Here is a 17,889-nt window from a genome sequence, read left to right on the forward strand (position 1 = left end):
ATGGCAGGTGGAGCAGATCGTAAACGGGGTCTTGGGCGCGGCCTATCGGCCCTGATGTCAGATGTCGCGGAGACGGAGAAGGCCGCCAGTGCGGGACCGTCCGCCGCTGAGCGTGTGATTCCCATCGAGCAAATCGCACCCAATCCGGATCAGCCCCGGAAACGGTTCGCAGAGGGTGATCTGGATGATCTTGCTGCTTCCATCCGCGAGAAGGGTGTCATCCAGCCGCTGATCGTGCGGGCCGTGGCAGATGATCGTTATGAGATTGTTGCGGGGGAGCGGCGGTGGCGCGCGTCGCAGATGGCCAAGCTGCACGAGTTACCGGTGGTCGTGCGGAACTTCACGGACGTTGAGGTGCTGGAAGTTGCGATCATCGAGAACATTCAGCGGGCGGATCTGAACCCGATTGAAGAGGCAGCGGGATACCGGCAACTGATGGACCGGTTTGGTCACACGCAGGAAAAGATGGCCGAAGCACTGGGCAAAAGCCGCAGCCATATTGCGAATCTTTTGCGGTTGCTCAACTTGCCTGAGGCTGTGTTGGAGATGGTCCGTAAGGGAGACCTAAGCTCTGGCCACGCACGGGCGTTGATCCCGGCAGATGATCCTTTGAAACTGGCACAAACGATTGTCAGGGGCGGGTTATCCGTTCGTGCGGCAGAGGCGCTGGTCAAGAAGCAGGCCTCCGATGGTGCGAACATCTTTGGAACGCCTGATGCAAAACCGGCAAAAGCCGCAAAAGACGCGGATACCAAAGCGCTTGAGGACGATCTCTCTGCGAGCCTTGGTATGAAGGTGAGTCTGTCGCACAAGCCGGGTCAGGAATCCGGCCAGATGACGCTGCACTACAAATCCTTGGATGACCTGGATGAGCTTTGTCGCATTCTCAGTGGGTCCTAAGTCTGCAGCAGGCTTTCAATCACAGCGTTCAAAACCATAAACCCTTGATTTGAAACGATTAAATTGTCATCCTCGGTTGAGATCATATCCAGATCTTCGAGGTCTTGAAGTTTTTCAGATACCAAGGGCTTGCCATTCAACTGCGCAAAACGGCTCCGACTGACCCCTTCCTTCAGGCGCAGGCCCATCAGGAGGAATTCGCTTGCCTGATCGGATGCGGATAAGGGCGTTCTGGGCTTTTCCGGCGTTGTCGTGGCGACATCTTCAAGCCAACGGGTCGGGTTGGAGACGCATTCCGTTGCCCAGCGTTGTCCTTTCAGCGTCAGTCGGCCATGGGCGCCAGGACCGATGCCCACGTAATCGCCGTAACGCCAATAGATCAGATTGTGCCGGGACTGCGCGCCGTCCCGCGCGTGGTTGGACACCTCATAGGCGGGCAACCCATGCGCGCTGCAAATGTCTTGCGTCAGGGCGAAAAGATCTGCCCCCAGATCCTCGTCCGGCAACCCGCGCAATTTGCCCGCATTATAGCGATCCCCAAAGGCCGTGCCTTGCTCGATCGTCAATTGGTAGAGAGACAGGTGATCGACGGCCATGGACAGTGCCTGTTCCAGTTCCATCCGCCAATCCGCCAGCGATTGTCCCTGCCGCGCATAGATCAGATCAAAACTGACCCGGTCAAAGGTGGCGCGTGCGATGTCAAAGGCCTTCATCGCTTCGTCAGCGGTATGAATACGCCCGAGACGCTTCAGATCTGCATCATTCAGCGCCTGCACCCCCATAGAGATGCGATTGACGCCTGCGTCACGGAACGCACGGAATTTGCCAGCTTCTACCGATCCCGGGTTTGCCTCCAGCGTGATTTCAAGATCATTTGCCACGGGCCACAGGCTGCGGATTTTTTCGATGATCCGGCCCACCGTTTCCGGCTGCATGAGGCTGGGGGTGCCGCCGCCGAAAAACACCGACCGCAGGACGCGACCAGGTGTTTCCGATGCGGCGCGGTCCAACTCTTTCAGATAGGCATCGCACCATGCGGCGTGATCAATCTGCCGCGACACATGGCTGTTGAAATCACAGTAGGGGCATTTGGCCTCACAATAGGGCCAGTGCAGGTAGAGGCCAAAACCGCCTGCTTCCCAATCCTCAGCCAAAGCAACCAGCAATCAGCTTGGCAAAAGCATCGGCGCGGTGGCTGATGCTGTTTTTCTGGACCGGGTCCATTTCCGCATAGGTGATGTCATAGCCATCGGGCTGGAACATCGGGTCATATCCGTGGCCGGTTTCGCCGCGCATGGGCCAGACCAGCGTGCCATTTGCGCGCCCGGCAAAAATCTCTTCATGCCCGTCGGGCCATGCAAGCACGAAGGTCGCGCAGAAGCGGGCCTTGCGGGGATGCGGGGCGGATTTCTCTTCAAGCAGGTTGTGCGTCTTGGTCATGGCCATGACGAAATCACGCCCGTTCGGCGTTTCGGCCCAATCGGCGGTATAGACGCCGGGGGCATTGTCCAAGGCTTCAACCTCGATCCCGGAATCGTCGGCCAACGCAGGCAGGCCCGTTGCCTCAACCGCGGCGCGCGCCTTGATCCGGGCATTGCCGACGAAATTGTCTTCGGTCTCTGCAGGTTCGGCCAGGTCCATTTCCGCCGCACCAACAACCGTGACGCCGTGAGGTTCGAACAACTGCCGCATCTCATCTAGTTTGCCAGCGTTATGTGTGGCCACAAGGATGCGTTTGTCGTCGAACCTTCGGGTCATGTGGTAGCAGCCTTTTGTGCTGCAGCCAGTTCAGACACACCTTTTTCGGCCAGATCCATCAGGGCGTTCATCTGATCCCGCGAATAGGTGGAACCTTCGGCGCTCATCTGCACCTCGATCAACTGATGGGAGCCCGTCATGATGAAATTGCCGTCGACACCGGCCTCGGAATCCTCTGGATAGTCCAGATCCAGCACCGGCTGGCCCGCGTAGATACCGCAGCTGATGGCCGCCACGGGGTCAACCATCGGATCGCTGATCACATCGCCTGCTTTCATCAGCTTGTTCACGGCCAGCCGCAGCGCGACCCAGCCGCCGGTGATCGAGGCACAACGGGTGCCGCCGTCGGCCTGCAGAACATCGCAATCGACGGTGATCTGACGTTCTCCCAGTGCCACCCGGTCGACACCGGCGCGCAGGGATCGGCCAATCAGCCGTTGAATTTCCACCGTGCGCCCACCTTGCTTGCCGGCGGCGGCTTCTCGACGCATCCGCGTGTTGGTGGCGCGGGGCAGCATGCCGTATTCTGCGGTGACCCAACCCAGACCCGATCCCTTGATGAACGGCGGCACGCGATCCTCGATGGTGGCGGTGCACAACACATGCGTATCGCCCATCTTGATCAGGGCCGACCCTTCGGCGTGTTTCGTGAAACCTGTTTCGATGGAAACGGTACGCATTTCGTCCAGAGCTCGACCAGAAGGGCGCATGGAATATCCTTTGCTGTGTACGCCCCCCCGATACCGTCCAGCGGTGTGAAGATGCAACCCCGATTGAATTCTGCGGGTTTCATGCTTTTATAGCGGTTCAATCGGGATCTGATCATGAGTGACGTGCCAAACATCCTTGGAGAGATGAACGACCGATCCCGCGAAGTGTTTCGCCGGGTGGTCGAGGGGTATCTGGAAGATGGCGTCCCGGTTGGATCACGCACCCTGACCCGGGATTTCAGCGAAAAGGTGAGCGCGGCGACCATCCGCAATGTGATGCAGGACCTTGAATATCTGGGTCTTCTGGACAGCCCTCATGTCAGCGCGGGGCGCATTCCGACACAGATGGGCCTGCGCATGTTCGTGGACGGGCTGCTGGAAATCGGGAACCCGGATGAAACGGACCGCGAAAAGATCGACGCAACCCTGGGGTCGAATGAGCAGGATGTGAGCGGGCTGCTGGACCGCGTGGGCTCTGCGCTGTCGGGGGTGACCCATGGCGCGTCGCTGGTGCTGACGCCGAAGCACGAAGCGCCGATCAAACATATTGAATTCGTGTCGCTGTCTCCTGAACGATCGCTGGTGGTGCTGGTTTTTGGGGATGGTCACGTCGAAAACCGGCTGTTTACCCCGCCGCCCGGGCAAACGCCCAGCTCCATGCGCGAGGCGGCGAACTTCCTTAATTCTTTGATCGAAGGCAAAACGCTCGGCGAAGTACACACCACGATTCAGCAGGAGATTTCCAACCGGCGGCAGGAAATCGATTCGCTGGCGCGTGACCTGGTGGAAAGCGGGCTGGCGGTCTGGGAGGGCGAGGGCGATCAGATAGAGCGTTTGATTGTGCGGGGGCGGTCGAATCTGCTGAGCGAGGAGGGCGAGGCGGAGGATCTGGAGCGCATCCGACACCTCTTTGATGACCTTGAACGCAAACGTGATATTGCCGAATTCCTTGAACTTGCTGAAGAAGGCGACGGTGTGCGCATTTTTATCGGTTCTGAGAACAAACTTTTTTCACTTTCGGGTTCCTCTCTGGTGGTTTCCCCATATATGAACGCTGATCGAAAGATCATCGGCGCCGTGGGCGTCATTGGTCCGACGAGACTGAATTATGGACGCATTGTGCCGATTGTGAATTACACGGCGCAGCTGGTCGGAAAGCTGATCTCTGACCGGAGCTAGAGGTGAACTATGGCAGAGCCCAAGAACGAAGAGTTTCTGGACGATATTGAAGACGCGGAAGCGCAGGCTTTTGCGGATGAAATGGAAGAGATTGACGACGAGGCGCTGGAGCTGGACCAGCTGCGCGCCGAGCGCGACGAACTACGTGACCGTTTTATGCGTGCGCTGGCGGATGCCGAGAATGCCCGCAAGCGGTCGGATCGGGACCGGCGCGAGGCCGAGAATTACGGTGGGTCCAAGCTGTCGCGCGATATGCTGCCTGTCTATGACAACATGAAACGTGCTATTGAGACCATCACGGACGAGCAGAAAGAAGCGAATTCGGCCCTGATCGAAGGCATTGAATTGACAATGCGCGAACTGCTGAGCGTCTTCAAGAAACACGGGATCGAGGTCATTGCGCCTGAAGTTGGGGATCGCTTTGACCCGCAGCAGCATCAGGCGATGTTCGAGGCACCAGTGCCGGGCACCAAGGCGGGCGACATCATTCAGGTCGCCGCCGAAGGGTTTATGCTGCATGACCGCCTGCTGCGTCCGGCGCAGGTTGGGGTGTCGTCGACACCGGCAAGCTGAGCGTTTTTTGAGCGCGACCCTCCGGGGGGCATATTTTTCGGAACAATGAAGGCGCGGTCAGGATTTGGCCGCGTCTTTCAGTTTGTACAGTGCGTCTAGCGCTTGCCGGGGTGTGAGTTCGTCCGGAAGGATGTCGGCCAGAAGCGTCTCGACTTCGGATGTTTTCTGCCTTGGCGGCGCGGCGACCGGTGTTGCGGAGAAGAGTGGCAGATCGTCGATCAGGGTTTTCTGGGTCGCGCCGCCTTCTCGTTCTCCCTTTTCCAGTGCGTCCAGAACGACGCGGGCGCGGGCGATCACAGGTGCTGGAAGTCCGGCAAGCTGTGCCACCTGTACACCGTAGGATCGGTCGGCGGCGCCCTTGTGCACCTCGTGCAGGAAGATCACTTCGCCTTCCCATTCTTTAACGGCGACAGTCGCGTTCTCAACGCCTGTCAGTTTCCCGGCCAGCGCGGTCATCTCATGGTAATGTGTGGCGAAAAGCGCGCGGCTCTTGTTCACGTCATGCAGATGTTCGAGCGTCGCCCAGGCAATCGACAGCCCGTCATAGGTGGCTGTTCCACGCCCGATCTCATCGAGAATCACCAGCGCCCGGTCATCGGCCTGATTGAGAATTGCCGCCGTTTCCACCATCTCGACCATGAAGGTGGAGCGCCCGCGCGCCAGATCATCGGAAGCCCCAACGCGACTGAAGAGCTGGCTGATCAGGCCGATATGTGCCTTTTCTGCCGGCACAAAACTGCCCATCTGCGCCAGCAAGGCGATGATTGCATTTTGCCTCAGGAAGGTGGATTTACCCGCCATGTTCGGACCGGTGAGCAGCCAGACATTTGCATGATCCGCCTCGGCGCTCAGATCGCAATCATTTGCAATGAATGGTTCGCCTGACTTATCCTTCAGCGCGCGTTCAACCACCGGGTGACGCCCGCCGCAGATATCGAAAGCCCGCGTATTATCGACCTTAGGGGCTGCCCAGCTTTCGGCAACAGCTAATTCGGCCAGTGCCGTGGTCAGATCAAGTTCTGCCAAACCACGGGCGGTTTCCGCAACGGGCCCTGCGACCGCCAACACATCTGCGCGCAGCACTTCGAAGAGGCGTTTCTCAATCTCCAGCGCCCGCGCCCCGGCGTTGAGAATTTTCGTCTCCATCTCAGAAAGCTCGACCGTGGTGAACCGCACCTGGTTCGCGGTGGTCTGACGGTGGATAAAGGTTTCTGACAGCGGCGGTGACAGCATCTTTTCCGCATGGGTCGCGGGCGTTTCGATGAAGTAGCCCAGGACGTTGTTGTGTTTGATCTTGAGAGACGAAATCCCCGTGTTAGAGACGAATTCAGACTGCATCTGCGCAATCACACTGCGGCCTTCGTCGCGTAGTTTGCGGGCCTCATCGAGTTCCGCATCATGCTCCGGCGCGATGAAGCCACCGTCGCGGGTCAGGAGCGGTGGTTCTGCCACCAACGCTGCATCCAGCTGATCAATCAGGGCGTCATGGCCCGACATCGCCATTAATGCGCTGGTCAGGAGCGGCGGTAACTCCAGCTTGTTCAAAGACGCGCAGAGATTTTCCGCCTGAGACAGGCCATTTCGAATGGCAGCAAGGTCACGTGGCCCGCCGCGATCCAGCGAGAGACGTGACAGCGCGCGGTCCAGATCGGGCACTTTGCGCAGAGTGTCGCGGGTAGTCTGCCGTTCCTGTGTCTCAGAGACCGCCCAGCGCACCGCGGCCAGCCGGTCCTGCACCACGTCCAGAACCCGTGAGGGGCTGGAGAGCCGCCGTTCCAGCAGGCGCGCGCCGCCTGCCGTCACCGTTTTGTCCATGACGGAGAGCAGGGAACCGGCGCGACCCCCAGACAGCGCTTGCGTCAGTTCGAGGTTGCGCCGCGTGGCGGCGTCGATCTGCACCGTGCGGGCTTCTGCCTCTTTCTGCGGCGCGCGCAACAGGGGCAGTTTGCCTTTCTGCGTGATCTCCAGATACTGCAGGATCGCGCCCATGGCGGCGATCTCCGCGCGGGTGAAGCTGCCATAGGCATCCAGCGTCTCAACGTCGAAAAGATCGCAAAGGCGCTTTTCACCGCCCGCGCTGTCAAAGGCAGAGCGGGCAAGGCCGGTCAGCGCGATCCCGAATTCCTCGACCATCTCACGCAGGTCCGCCTCGCGTGCTTCCGACACGATCAGCTCGGAGGGCGCCAGCCGTGCCAGTTCCGGACCCAGCCGCAAATCCGTCAGCGGCATCACGTGAAACGCCCCGGTGGAGATATCGACCCAGGCCAGTGCCTGAGCATCACGGACCTCGGCAAAGGCGGTCAGATAATTGTGCCGCCGCGCTTCCAGCAGCGCCTCTTCGGTCAGCGTGCCGGGCGTGACCAGACGCACGACATCCCGTTTGACCACCGATTTGGAGCCGCGTTTTTTCGCCTCTGCCGGGCTTTCCATCTGTTCGCAGACCGCAACGCGAAAGCCTTTGCGGATCAACGTCAGCAGATAGCCTTCAGCGGCGTGAACCGGCACGCCGCACATGGGGATATCCGCGCCGTCGTGCTTGCCGCGCTTGGTCAAGGCGATGTCCAGCGCCTCCGCAGCGGCCACCGCATCGTCAAAGAACATCTCGTAGAAATCGCCCATGCGGTAGAACAGCAGGGCATCCGCGTAACCGGCTTTCAGGTCGAGATATTGCGCCATCATCGGCGTGACGGTCATGGGCACCCCCGCAGTTTCGGCAGACCTTACAAACGCGGGCGGGTGGGGAAAAGCCTCAAATGCTGCCTGCTTGAGGCTACCTGCGCGCTGGGCTAGAGGTTATGCGCTCGGAACTGCAGTAAAGGCCTTTTCTCATGTCCAAAAATCGCGTGACGCCCGAAGAGGCGCTGGCCTTTCACCTCGAGCCGACCCCCGGCAAGTTCGAGATCACGGCGACGGTGCCGATGACCACGCAAAGGGATCTGAGCCTGGCCTATTCGCCCGGTGTGGCTGTGCCCTGCGAGGCGATCGCGGAAAACGCCGAGACGGCTTACGACTACACCAACAAGGGCAATCTGGTTGCGGTGATTTCCAATGGGACGGCGGTTCTGGGCCTCGGGAACCTTGGGGCGCTGGCGTCAAAACCGGTGATGGAAGGTAAGGCGGTTCTGTTCAAACGCTTTGCCGATGTGAACAGCATCGATATCGAGCTCGACACCGAAGACACGGATGCGTTTGTGGCCGCGGTCAAGCTGATGGGGCCGACGTTTGGCGGCATCAACCTTGAGGACATCAAGGCACCGGAGTGTTTCATCATCGAACAGCGGCTGAAAGAGGAGATGGACATCCCCGTCTTTCACGACGATCAGCACGGCACGGCGGTGATCTGTGCCGCCGGTCTGCTGAATGCGCTGAAGCTGTCGGGCAAGAAGATCGAAGACGTGCGCATTGTGTTGAACGGGGCAGGGGCTGCCGGGATTGCCTGTCTGGAACTGCTGAAGGCGATGGGCGCCAAGCATCAGAACTGCATCATGTGCGACACCAAGGGCGTGATCTATCAGGGCCGCACCGAAGGCATGAACCAGTGGAAATCGGCCCATGCGGTGGCCACGGATCTGCGTACGCTGGACGAGGCGATGAAGGGCGCGGATGTGTTCCTGGGTGTGTCCGTCAAAGGGGCCGTGACGCAGGACATGGTGTCCAGCATGGCGGAAAACCCGGTGATTTTCGCCATGGCGAATCCCGATCCGGAAATCACGCCCGAGGACGCGCATGAGGTGCGGCCCGATGCGATTGTCGCCACGGGGCGCAGCGATTACCCCAATCAGGTCAATAACGTGCTGGGCTTTCCCTATCTCTTCCGGGGGGCGCTGGACATCAACGCGCGCGCCATCAATGACGAGATGAAGATCGCCTGCGCCCATGCGCTGGCGAACCTCGCGCGCGAGGATGTGCCGGACGAAGTGGCCTTGGCCTATGGCAAGAACCTGAGTTTCGGGCGGGATTACATCATTCCGACGCCGTTCGATCCGCGTCTGATCCACCGCGTGCCGCCCGCTGTTGCGCAGGCTGGCATGAACACCGGGGCTGCCCGCCGCCCGATCATCGATATGGACGCCTATGAGCTGTCGTTGAAGTCTCGCATGGACCCGACGGCCAGCATTCTGCGCGGCATCAACGCCCGCGCCCGCGCCAATCAGGCCCGCATGATTTTTGCCGAAGGGGACGATCCACGGGTCTTGCGCGCCGCGGTGATGTATCAGCGTGCCGGGTTCGGCAAGGCGCTGGTTGTTGGCCGTGAAGATGACGTGAAAACCAAGCTGGAGGCGGCAGGTCTTGAAGACGCGCATCGCCAGATCGAGATTGTGAATGCGGCCAATACCCAGCATCTGGAGACCTACAAGCAGTTCCTCTACGACCGGCTGCACCGGCGCGGTTTCGACGCGCAGGATATTCACCGGCTGGCGGCGCGCGACCGGCATGTGTTCTCGGCGCTGATGCTGCAGCACGGGCATGGGGATGGGCTGGTCACCGGGGCCACGCGCAAGTCGGCGCATATTCTGGACCGGATCAATCACGTCTACGACGCGGATAAGGATCACGGTGTCGCAGGGATCACGGCGGTGCTGCACAAGGGGCGGATCGTGTTCATCGCCGATACCATCGTGAACGAATGGCCGGACGAGGAAGACCTGGCCAACATTGCCGAACGCGCGGCCACGGTGGCTCAGAACATGGGGCTAGAGCCGCGGGTGGCCTTTGTGAGCTTCTCGACCTTCGGCTACCCGGTCTCGGAACGGGCGGAGAAAATGGCCAAGGCGGCGGATGTACTGGACCAGCGCGGCGTCAGTTTTGAGTACGAAGGCGAGATGACCGTCGATGTGGCGCTGAACGCGCTGGCGCAGGAAGCCTATCCGTTCTCGCGGCTGACCGGGCCTGCCAACATTCTCATTGTGCCCGCGCGCCATTCGGCGAGCATTTCGGTGAAGCTGATGCAGGAGATGGCGGGGGCGACGGTGATCGGACCGATCCTTGCCGGGGTGGATGGATCGATCCAGATTTGCTCTACCGTGTCCACGGCCAATGACATCCTGAACATGGCGGTATTGGCGGCCTGCAAGGTCGGCTAATCAGCTGTTCACGAAAGGCGCGTCAGTTCCCCAGAGTTGCTTGACCCGCGCGTCGCGCCCGCAGGCCTCGCGATAGGCCTTGTAGGCGGAAGCCTGACGTTTCGGGCCAAACCGGGTGATCACCAGCTGACGGCCTTTATAGTAGTCCTGGTGGTAGGCATCGGCGGGGTAAAACTCCGATGCGCTGAGGATCGGGGTCACAACCTTTTGGCCAAGATCAGCAGTGGCCTTTGTTTTGGCGGCCTGTGCTGCTTGCTTTTCGGCTGGGGTGTTGGTGAAAATCGCGGTCCGATAGCTCTCACCCCGATCACAGAATTGTCCGCCCGCATCCGTTGGATCAACCGACCGGAAAAACAGATCGAGCAGGGTACGGCGGCTGACCACATCCGCATCAAAGGTGATCTGCACCGCCTCATAATGCCCCGTGCCACCCGAGGTCACCTGTTTGTAGGTCGGGTTCGCAACGGCGCCGCCGGTAAAGCCCGAGACGGCCTGCTTCACGCCTTTGACCTTTTCGAAATCGGCCTCGACACACCAGAAACAGCCGCCCGCAACCGTCAGCGTCTGCAGGTCCGCCGCATGGGCGGTTTTGCTTTGTGCAACAAGCCCCAGCGCAATCATTCCGGCAAGGGCAATGGATTTGAACGTTTCCCGTGTGAACATATCGCGTCTCCTTTGCGCACCAATCTGTCCAATCCAGATCGTTCAAACAATTCACGAGCTTGCGATGTCACGGGCAGGTGAAAACAGTTTACGGACTTGGCATTCCGGGGCGTGGTTTCTACGCTGTTCTGAAACATCCCATCGTGCCGGGCACGCGGGTTGAAACAAAACATGTGAAGGCAAGGCGCTGATGAAGATTGCGATGTGGTCTGGGCCGCGGAATCTCTCAACCGCGATGATGTACAGCTTTGGCGCGCGGTCGGATTTCACCGTGATGGATGAGCCGTTTTACGCGGCCTACCTCGCACAGTCCGGTGCGGACCATCCGATGCGCGAGGAGATCCTCGCAGCGCAGGCCACCGATCCAGGTGAGGTGACCGCCCTGTGCAGCGCGCCCTTTCCAACGCCGCATCTCTATATGAAACACATGCCGCATCACATGCTGGAGGGGTTTCCGCTCGACTGGGCGCAGGACTGTGTGAATGTGCACCTCATCCGCCATCCCGCGCGGGTCATCGCCAGCTATGCAGCCAAACGCGAAGCGCCAACGCTGGAGGACATCGGCTTTGTCCAGCAACATGCGCTCTATGAGAAATTGGGTGGCGTCGTGATCGACAGCACGGATATCCGTGCGCGCCCCGAACACATGCTGCGGGCCTTGTGTGACGCGATTGATCTGCCCTTTGATCCCGCGATGCTCAGCTGGTCTGCCGGGCCGCGTGCTGAGGATGGTATCTGGGCGGCGCATTGGTACGGCGCCGTGCATCAGAGCACCGGATTCGCGGGCGCGGAGGGGCCGTTGTCGGAACTGAATGGCCATCTGCTTGAACTTCTTGAAGCAGCATTTCCATACTACAAGAAGATGAATATTGGCGCGCTAAAGTAGCGTTATGTACCATACCATCATTTTGTAGTTCTAGCGAAGCCGATAACAAAATGTAGAAAGTTCTGGACTCTGTTTGGTGGTTACGGAATCATTAGACGCCGACGATTCCCGTCGTCGGCGTCTAAGGCGCCACTATGGACACCGTGCTTCTACACACTCCACGATTCTCGTGGAAACTAGGTCTCCAGTCAAGTCGATAGCGTCTGAAAACTGCCTTTGCCCCAATGATGGGGCAGAGGCTTCCATTGGACAGGATTATGGAGAAAGCCGTGTTTTATTATCTATACAAAGACGTCAACAATCATTGGCGTTGGACACTCTATGCTGCAAACAATCGCAAGATTGCGAACTCGGGCGAAGGATATCACAATCGCTCCGACGCAATATCTGCAATTGAGTTGGTAAAGTTATCTTCCAGCGCCCCGGTCAAGCAGGCTACATCTGCTTAGAAAGGTCGGGGAGTGCACAAAATCTCCCCGATCACTTTTTCAACCGACGATCCCGCGCGGCCAGTAGCTTCAGGCGCAGCGCGTTCAACTGGATGAACCCGGCGGCGTCTTTTTGGTCGTAGGCACCGGCATCATCTTCGAACGTCACATGCGCTTCGGAGTAAAGGCTGTGATCTGACCAGCGGCCCACTGTGCGCACGTGCCCTTTGTAGAGTTTCAGTCGCACAGTGCCGGTCACATGGGTCTGGCTGGCGTCGATGGCTGCCTGCAGCATCGTGCGCTCGGGCGAGAACCAGAAGCCGTTGTAGATCAGTTCTGCGTAGCGCGGCATCAGCTCGTCCTTGAGGTGCATGGCCCCTCGGTCAAGCGTGATGGATTCAATGGCCCGGTGGGCCTCCAGCAGCAGTGTCCCACCGGGCGTCTCATAGATGCCACGGGATTTCATCCCGACAAAACGGCCCTCGACCAGATCGAGACGGCCGCAACCATGCTTGCCGCCCAACTCGTTCAGTTTGGTCAGGATCGTGGCGGGGGACATGGCAACGCCGTCGATGCTGACGGCGTCGCCTTTCTCGAACCCGACTTCGATGTATTCGGGTGTGTCCGGTGCATCTTCCGGGTTAACCGTGCGCTGATAGACGTAGTCGGGCGCGTCCACCGCCGGGTCTTCCAGCACTTTACCCTCGGAGGAGGTGTGCAGCAGGTTGGCGTCGACGCTGAACGGGGCCTCGCCGCGTTTGTCCTTGGCGATGGGGATCTGGTTTTTCTCGGCGAAATCCAGCAGTTTGGTGCGGCTCGACAGGTCCCATTCACGCCAGGGCGCGATCACCTTGATGTCGGGGTTGAGAGCATAGGCGGCCAGCTCAAACCGGACCTGGTCGTTGCCCTTGCCGGTGGCTCCATGTGCCACCGCGTCGGCGCCTGTTTCCTCGGCAATCTCGACCAGACGTTTGGAAATCAGGGGCCGCGCGATGGAGGTGCCCAGCAGGTAGAGCCCTTCGTAGACCGCGTTGGCCCGGAACATCGGAAAGACGAAATCGCGCACGAATTCCTCGCGCACATCCTCGATGTAGATCTCCGATGCGCCCATCTGTTCTGCCTTCTTGCGCGCCGGTTCCAATTCCTCGCCCTGGCCCAGATCGGCAGTGAAAGTCACCACTTCACATCCGTATTCGGTTTGCAGCCATTTCAGGATGATCGAGGTATCAAGACCGCCGGAATAGGCGAGCACGACTTTTTTGGGCGCGGACATGAGCATCTTCCTTCGTCACGAAATCCCGGCTGCGATATCGGGTTTTGACAGGGGCGGCAAGGTCGATGCGCGTTGACCGTCGCGGCCTGCGCGCCTACTGAACAGGGACCCTGCAGATATAAGGACCCGGTGGATGAAGGCAGATGCATTTGCACAGGCTGCGCGCGCGGCAGAGCGTGAAATGCGCGCCGTGTTTCCGCCCACGCCTTTGTTGCGCAATGACCACCTGTCGGATCGCTATGGTGCCGATATCTGGCTCAAGCGCGAAGACCTCAGCCCGGTGCGGTCCTACAAGCTGCGCGGCGCCTTCAACGCGATGCGCAAGGTGATCCCGGCGCAGTCGCTTTTTGTCTGTGCCAGCGCGGGCAATCACGCGCAGGGTGTGGCCTTCATGTGTCGTCATTTCGGCGTGCGCGGGGTGATTTTCATGCCGGTCACGACTCCGCAGCAAAAGGTTCAGAAAACGCGGATGTTCGGCGGCGATCACGTGGAAATTCGCCTTGTTGGAGACTATTTCGACCAGACGCTCAGCGAAGCACAAGCGTTTTGCGCAAAGGAAGGCGCGCATTTCCTGTCGCCCTTTGACGATGAGGATGTGATCGAAGGGCAGGCCTCGGTAGCCGTCGAGATAGAGACGCAATTGGGCCGCGCGCCGGATCGGATCATCCTGCCGGTGGGCGGTGGCGGTCTCTCGGCCGGTGTGCGCAGTTTCTTTGGCGAGACTTGTGCCTATACCTTTGTCGAGCCCACAGGTGCGCAAAGTCTTGGGTTTGCGCTGCGCGAAGGCCAACCGGTCGATGTCTCCCCGATCAACAGCTTTGTGGATGGGGCGGCGGTTGCCAAACTGGGCGCGCGCACCTTTGCGCGGTTGCGCGGGGTTGACCCGGTGGACGTCATTCACCTGTCCGAAGACAGGATTTGCACCACGATTGTCGAGATGCTGAACGTCGAAGGGATCGTGCTGGAACCCGCCGGCGCGCTGGCCATCGAAGCCCTGTCGGTCGTCGCGGAGCAAATCAGGGGCAAGACAGTTGTCTGCGTGGCCTCTGGCGGGAATTTCGATTTTGAACGTCTGCCCGAGGTGAAGGAGCGGGCGCAGCGCTATTCGGGGATAAAGAAGTATTTCATCCTGCGCATGCCGCAACGGCCTGGCGCGCTCAAGGAATTCCTGTCCATTCTCGGACCCGACGACGATATCGCCCGGTTTGAATATCTCAAGAAATCCGCGCGGAACTTTGGCTCGGTTCTGATCGGGATTGAGACCACCCGTCCGGAAAATTTCAACCGGTTTCTGGCGGAGCTGGATACGGCAGGCTTTACCTACACCGACATCACCAACGACGAAACATTGGCGCAATTCGTCATTTGAGGGGCGATAATGGAGTTTGACGGCAAAACGGTTGTCATCACCGGGGGCGCCAGCGGGATCGGCGCGGCGCTGGCACGTGCTGTTCAGGAAAAAGGCGCACGGGTCGCCATTGCGGATCGGGATGCGGCGACCGTCATGAATGCAGCGGAGGAGATGGGCTGTCTCGGGCTAGTCTGCGACGTGACCGCCGAAGCGGAGATCGAGGCTTGCGTTCACGATGCGACCACGGCGCTGGGCCGGATTGATGTTTTTGTCTCTAACGCAGGTATTTTCGCGGGCCAGAGCGGGCATGCCGCTTCCGCTTCTGATGACGTCTGGATGCAAAACTGGATGGTGCATGTCATGGCACATGTCTACGCGGCGCGATGCCTGCTGCCGGATATGTTGGCGCGGGGGGCGGGGTATTTTGTGAATGTGTCCTCAGCTGCCGGTCTGCTGAACCAGATCGGGGATGCCGCCTATTCTGCCACGAAACATGCCGCGGTCAGTTTTGCGGAGTCTCTGGCCATCAGCCACGGGGCGCAGGGTATCGGCGTGTCGGTGGTGTGCCCGCAATATGTGGCGACCCCGCTGATTGGCATGACCGCCCCGGACGCAGATGCGCGCCCCGCCCTGTTGACAGCCGAGGAAGTGGCGCAATCGATTATTGCCGGTGTCGAGGGTGGCCAGTTTCTGATCCTGCCCCATGCAGAGGTGGCGCAACATGCGCAGCGGCGGGCGCAGGACCACGACCGTTGGATCGACGGTATGCGCCGCCTGCAGCAGAAATCGGTGTCTGAATTGGGCGACGCTCACCAAGCAGAGCTTTACCGGTTGGATTAACTGGCAACCTTGGTCTGCAGATCGGTGAGGAAGGATTGCCGCGACTGGGCGTAGCATTGCAGGATTTCGTCGAGATCGACCATTGGGGTTGCTGATTGCGCCGCAGCGCTTTCCCCCGCGTGGCACAGATCAGAAAACGACCGGAATCCGAGGCTGAGCGCGCTGCCTTTCAGGAAGTGGAGCTTGTCCTCCAGATCGTCATGCTGCTTTTGTGCGGCAAGCGCGTCAATGGCTGCATCCACCTCGTCCAGGAAGAGCTCAACCACCTCCTCGAAGTCTTCCGCACCAACCTCTTCTTTCAGCGTTGCCACTCTGTCCCAGTCGATCATGACCGCATTCTCCGACCAATGTGAACCGCCAGTGTCGCCAAAAAGGACTAACAGTTGGTGTGCGGGCGCCTGGTTTTAGAGCAAACTTTAGGCTTCATCACACCTTAAGCTTTCGTGGCGTAAACAGCGTGCACTCTAGTTTCGAGCATTGAATGGCGGACAAATTACTCATTCCGGAGACTGACAAGCTGTCTGATCATTCGGACGGCCCCAGACTCGTTCTGGTCGTCGATGACAGCCGGTTGCAGCGTAAAATCCTGTCCAGCTCGCTCAAACGCTGGGGATACCGGGTGGTGGAGGCGGATTCGGGCGAGGCCGCCTTGGCAGCCTGCAAAATCCGCGCGCCGGATCTGGTGTTGAGTGACTGGATGATGCCCGGGATGTCCGGGATCGAGTTCTGCAAAGCCTTCCGCGAGATGTCGGGCGAACACTACGGCTATTTCATCCTGCTGACCTCGAAGAGTGAAAAAAATGACGTGGCCGAAGGATTGGACGCGGGCGCCGATGATTTTCTGACCAAACCGGTGGATGGCCATGAACTGCGCGCGCGCATGACCGCCGGGACCCGCATTCTGGAGATGCAGCGGGAACTGACGTTGAAGAACCGCGTCATTACCGACACGCTGGACGAATTGCAGCGTCTGTATGATTCTCTCGACAGTGATCTGATCGAGGCAAAACAGCTTCAACAGTCGCTGGTGCGGGAACGATTCAAAACCTTCGAGGGTGGGGATTTGTCGCTTCTGCTGCGTTCCAGCGGTCATGTGGGGGGCGATCTGGTCGGGTTTTACCCTGCCGCGCCCGGTCACCTTGGCCTCTATTCCATCGATGTATCCGGCCACGGGATCAGTTCCGCGCTGATGACGGCCCGACTGGCGGGGTATTTGTCGGCCAGTGCGCTGGACCAGAACATCGCGCTGGAGAAAACGGAGGACGGGTACAGGTCGCGACCGCCGGACGAGGCGATTGAGACGCTGAACGAGCTTGTTCTCGATGAAATGGAAACCGAACACTACTTCACTTTGATGTTGGCCGATGTCGATCTGAAGACCGGCAAGGTGGTGCTCGGGCAGGCAGGCCACCCGCACCCGGTCATTCAACGCGTGGACGGCACGATGGAGCAGGACGGTACGGGCGGCTTTCCGGTCGGTCTGATGTCCGGTGTGACGTTTTCGAAGTTCGAGATGCAGCTGCACCCCGGTGACAGGCTGATGATCTTCTCGGACGGGATAACGGAATGTCCAGACGGCTGCGGCGCCCTGATCGGTGAGGAGGGGCTGGAGGAAATCCTGGACGGGCTGCGCGAGGTCAGAGGCCCCGACCTCTTCGACTCGCTGGTCGCGTCGCTGACAGAGATCTCCGGTCTGTCGGAGTTCCCGGACGATGTCTCAGGTGTTCTCTTTGAATTTACTGGACAAAGTCAGGAAAAATAGCGCGCAAGAAACAGACGGTCCCCATCGTTCCCCAAAGCGTCCACCGCATCCGGTGGGGACAAAACTAATGTTTCGTGGTCCGGCTCCGACGGCGCTGCCCTGCAGAGCACCGGACGCGCGACATAGATATGACAGACCTTTTCAGCCATCATGTCGTATTCGGGCATGTAGACAAACCGGCGAAACGCGCCCAGTTTTCGAGGGTTTGCGATGCGCCAGCCGGTCTCTTCCATGACCTCGCGGTGCAGCGCCTGCACCGGGCTTTCACCGGGATCGATCCCGCCGCCGGGCAGTTGGATGTCCACGGTCTCTCCCAATTGGGCGGTCAGTAAAACAGCGCGATCCAAGGGCAAAATAGCATAGGCGCCGGGCCGCAAAACATATCTCTGGTCTGCGCGGGGTGCATGGCCGACACGTCTTATCATTCTGGCTTGCCCTCTTTTCAACGGACCCAAGACGGTTATATGGAGCCGGTATGCCGA

At 59.6% G+C, this 17,889-nt stretch carries 17 protein-coding genes; 9 read left to right on the forward strand and 8 right to left on the reverse strand.

Features of this window, described 5'->3' with window-relative positions:
- Nucleotides 1–900 (forward strand): ParB/RepB/Spo0J family partition protein, encoded by a 900-nt coding sequence (locus Q1A07_RS09150; RefSeq protein ID WP_299780004.1) that lies wholly within the window; start codon nucleotides 1–3, stop codon nucleotides 898–900.
- Here Q1A07_RS09150 and hemW read toward each other — a convergent pair.
- Genes hemW through rph form a run of 3 tightly spaced genes read right to left on the reverse strand, consistent with a single transcriptional unit; the run spans nucleotide 897 to nucleotide 3,368 of the window.
- On the reverse strand, nucleotides 897–2,054 hold the full coding sequence (hemW, locus tag Q1A07_RS09155; RefSeq protein WP_299781386.1) for a radical SAM family heme chaperone HemW: 1,158 nt from the start codon (nucleotides 2,052–2,054) through the stop codon (nucleotides 897–899). The genes Q1A07_RS09150 and hemW overlap by 4 nt on opposite strands.
- Complete coding sequence (locus Q1A07_RS09160) at nucleotides 2,047–2,658, reverse strand: non-canonical purine NTP pyrophosphatase (protein WP_299780006.1); 612 nt, start codon at nucleotides 2,656–2,658, stop codon at nucleotides 2,047–2,049. Before Q1A07_RS09160 ends, hemW begins: the two co-directional genes overlap by 8 nt.
- Complete coding sequence (gene rph, locus Q1A07_RS09165) at nucleotides 2,655–3,368, reverse strand: ribonuclease PH (protein ID WP_299780008.1); 714 nt, start codon at nucleotides 3,366–3,368, stop codon at nucleotides 2,655–2,657. Before rph ends, Q1A07_RS09160 begins: the two co-directional genes overlap by 4 nt.
- A gap of 114 nt (nucleotides 3,369–3,482) precedes the next feature.
- Between rph and hrcA the strand changes: the two genes are divergently transcribed.
- A complete protein-coding gene (hrcA, locus tag Q1A07_RS09170; protein WP_299780010.1) occupies nucleotides 3,483–4,547 on the forward strand; it encodes a heat-inducible transcriptional repressor HrcA in 1,065 nt (354 codons plus the stop codon).
- A 9-nt stretch (nucleotides 4,548–4,556) separates the two neighbouring features.
- Nucleotides 4,557–5,120, forward strand: coding sequence for a nucleotide exchange factor GrpE (locus Q1A07_RS09175; RefSeq protein WP_299780012.1), 564 nt, complete (start codon nucleotides 4,557–4,559; stop codon nucleotides 5,118–5,120).
- A 57-nt stretch (nucleotides 5,121–5,177) separates the two neighbouring features.
- On the opposite strand, the gene mutS is transcribed toward Q1A07_RS09175, so the two are convergent.
- Complete coding sequence (gene mutS / locus Q1A07_RS09180) at nucleotides 5,178–7,814, reverse strand: DNA mismatch repair protein MutS (RefSeq protein WP_299780013.1); 2,637 nt, start codon at nucleotides 7,812–7,814, stop codon at nucleotides 5,178–5,180.
- 134 nt (nucleotides 7,815–7,948) lie between these two features.
- On the opposite strand from mutS, the gene Q1A07_RS09185 reads away from it, so the two are divergent.
- Entirely contained in the window at nucleotides 7,949–10,204 is a 2,256-nt protein-coding gene (locus tag Q1A07_RS09185) for an NADP-dependent malic enzyme (RefSeq protein ID WP_299780014.1), read from the forward strand.
- Here the strand turns inward: Q1A07_RS09185 and msrA are convergent, their stop codons facing one another.
- Nucleotides 10,205–10,867 carry a peptide-methionine (S)-S-oxide reductase MsrA gene (gene msrA, locus Q1A07_RS09190; RefSeq protein ID WP_299780016.1) on the reverse strand — a complete coding sequence of 221 codons (663 nt, stop codon included), beginning with the start codon at nucleotides 10,865–10,867 and terminating at the stop codon, nucleotides 10,205–10,207.
- A gap of 190 nt (nucleotides 10,868–11,057) precedes the next feature.
- Here msrA and Q1A07_RS09195 point away from each other — a divergent pair, with 190 nt between their 5' ends.
- Complete coding sequence (locus Q1A07_RS09195) at nucleotides 11,058–11,753, forward strand: HAD family hydrolase (protein WP_299780018.1); 696 nt, start codon at nucleotides 11,058–11,060, stop codon at nucleotides 11,751–11,753.
- A gap of 257 nt (nucleotides 11,754–12,010) precedes the next feature.
- Nucleotides 12,011–12,202: a YegP family protein gene (locus tag Q1A07_RS09200; protein WP_299780020.1), complete on the forward strand. Its 192-nt coding sequence runs from the start codon at nucleotides 12,011–12,013 to the stop codon at nucleotides 12,200–12,202.
- Nucleotides 12,203–12,233: 31 nt separating this feature from the next.
- On the opposite strand, the gene Q1A07_RS09205 is transcribed toward Q1A07_RS09200, so the two are convergent.
- Nucleotides 12,234–13,454, reverse strand: a complete 1,221-nt coding sequence (locus Q1A07_RS09205) for an argininosuccinate synthase (protein WP_299780022.1) — start codon at nucleotides 13,452–13,454, stop codon at nucleotides 12,234–12,236.
- A 133-nt stretch (nucleotides 13,455–13,587) separates the two neighbouring features.
- Here Q1A07_RS09205 and ilvA point away from each other — a divergent pair, with 133 nt between their 5' ends.
- Nucleotides 13,588–14,823 carry a threonine ammonia-lyase IlvA gene (gene ilvA, locus Q1A07_RS09210; RefSeq protein WP_299780024.1) on the forward strand — a complete coding sequence of 412 codons (1,236 nt, stop codon included), beginning with the start codon at nucleotides 13,588–13,590 and terminating at the stop codon, nucleotides 14,821–14,823.
- A gap of 9 nt (nucleotides 14,824–14,832) precedes the next feature.
- Complete coding sequence (locus Q1A07_RS09215) at nucleotides 14,833–15,645, forward strand: SDR family oxidoreductase (protein WP_299780026.1); 813 nt, start codon at nucleotides 14,833–14,835, stop codon at nucleotides 15,643–15,645.
- Here Q1A07_RS09215 and Q1A07_RS09220 read toward each other — a convergent pair.
- Nucleotides 15,642–15,974, reverse strand: coding sequence for an Hpt domain-containing protein (locus tag Q1A07_RS09220; protein WP_299780028.1), 333 nt, complete (start codon nucleotides 15,972–15,974; stop codon nucleotides 15,642–15,644). The genes Q1A07_RS09215 and Q1A07_RS09220 overlap by 4 nt on opposite strands.
- Before the next feature lie 152 nt (nucleotides 15,975–16,126).
- On the opposite strand from Q1A07_RS09220, the gene Q1A07_RS09225 reads away from it, so the two are divergent.
- Entirely contained in the window at nucleotides 16,127–17,407 is a 1,281-nt protein-coding gene (locus Q1A07_RS09225) for a SpoIIE family protein phosphatase (protein ID WP_299780030.1), read from the forward strand.
- Here the strand turns inward: Q1A07_RS09225 and Q1A07_RS09230 are convergent.
- Nucleotides 17,395–17,832: an NUDIX hydrolase gene (locus Q1A07_RS09230; RefSeq protein ID WP_299780032.1), complete on the reverse strand. Its 438-nt coding sequence runs from the start codon at nucleotides 17,830–17,832 to the stop codon at nucleotides 17,395–17,397. The two genes, Q1A07_RS09225 and Q1A07_RS09230, sit on opposite strands and share 13 nt — an antisense overlap.
- Nucleotides 17,833–17,889 lie beyond the last annotated feature (57 nt).

Origin of the sequence: uncultured Roseobacter sp., from assembly GCF_947492555.1 — a bacterium.
Taxonomy (GTDB): domain Bacteria; phylum Pseudomonadota; class Alphaproteobacteria; order Rhodobacterales; family Rhodobacteraceae; genus Roseobacter.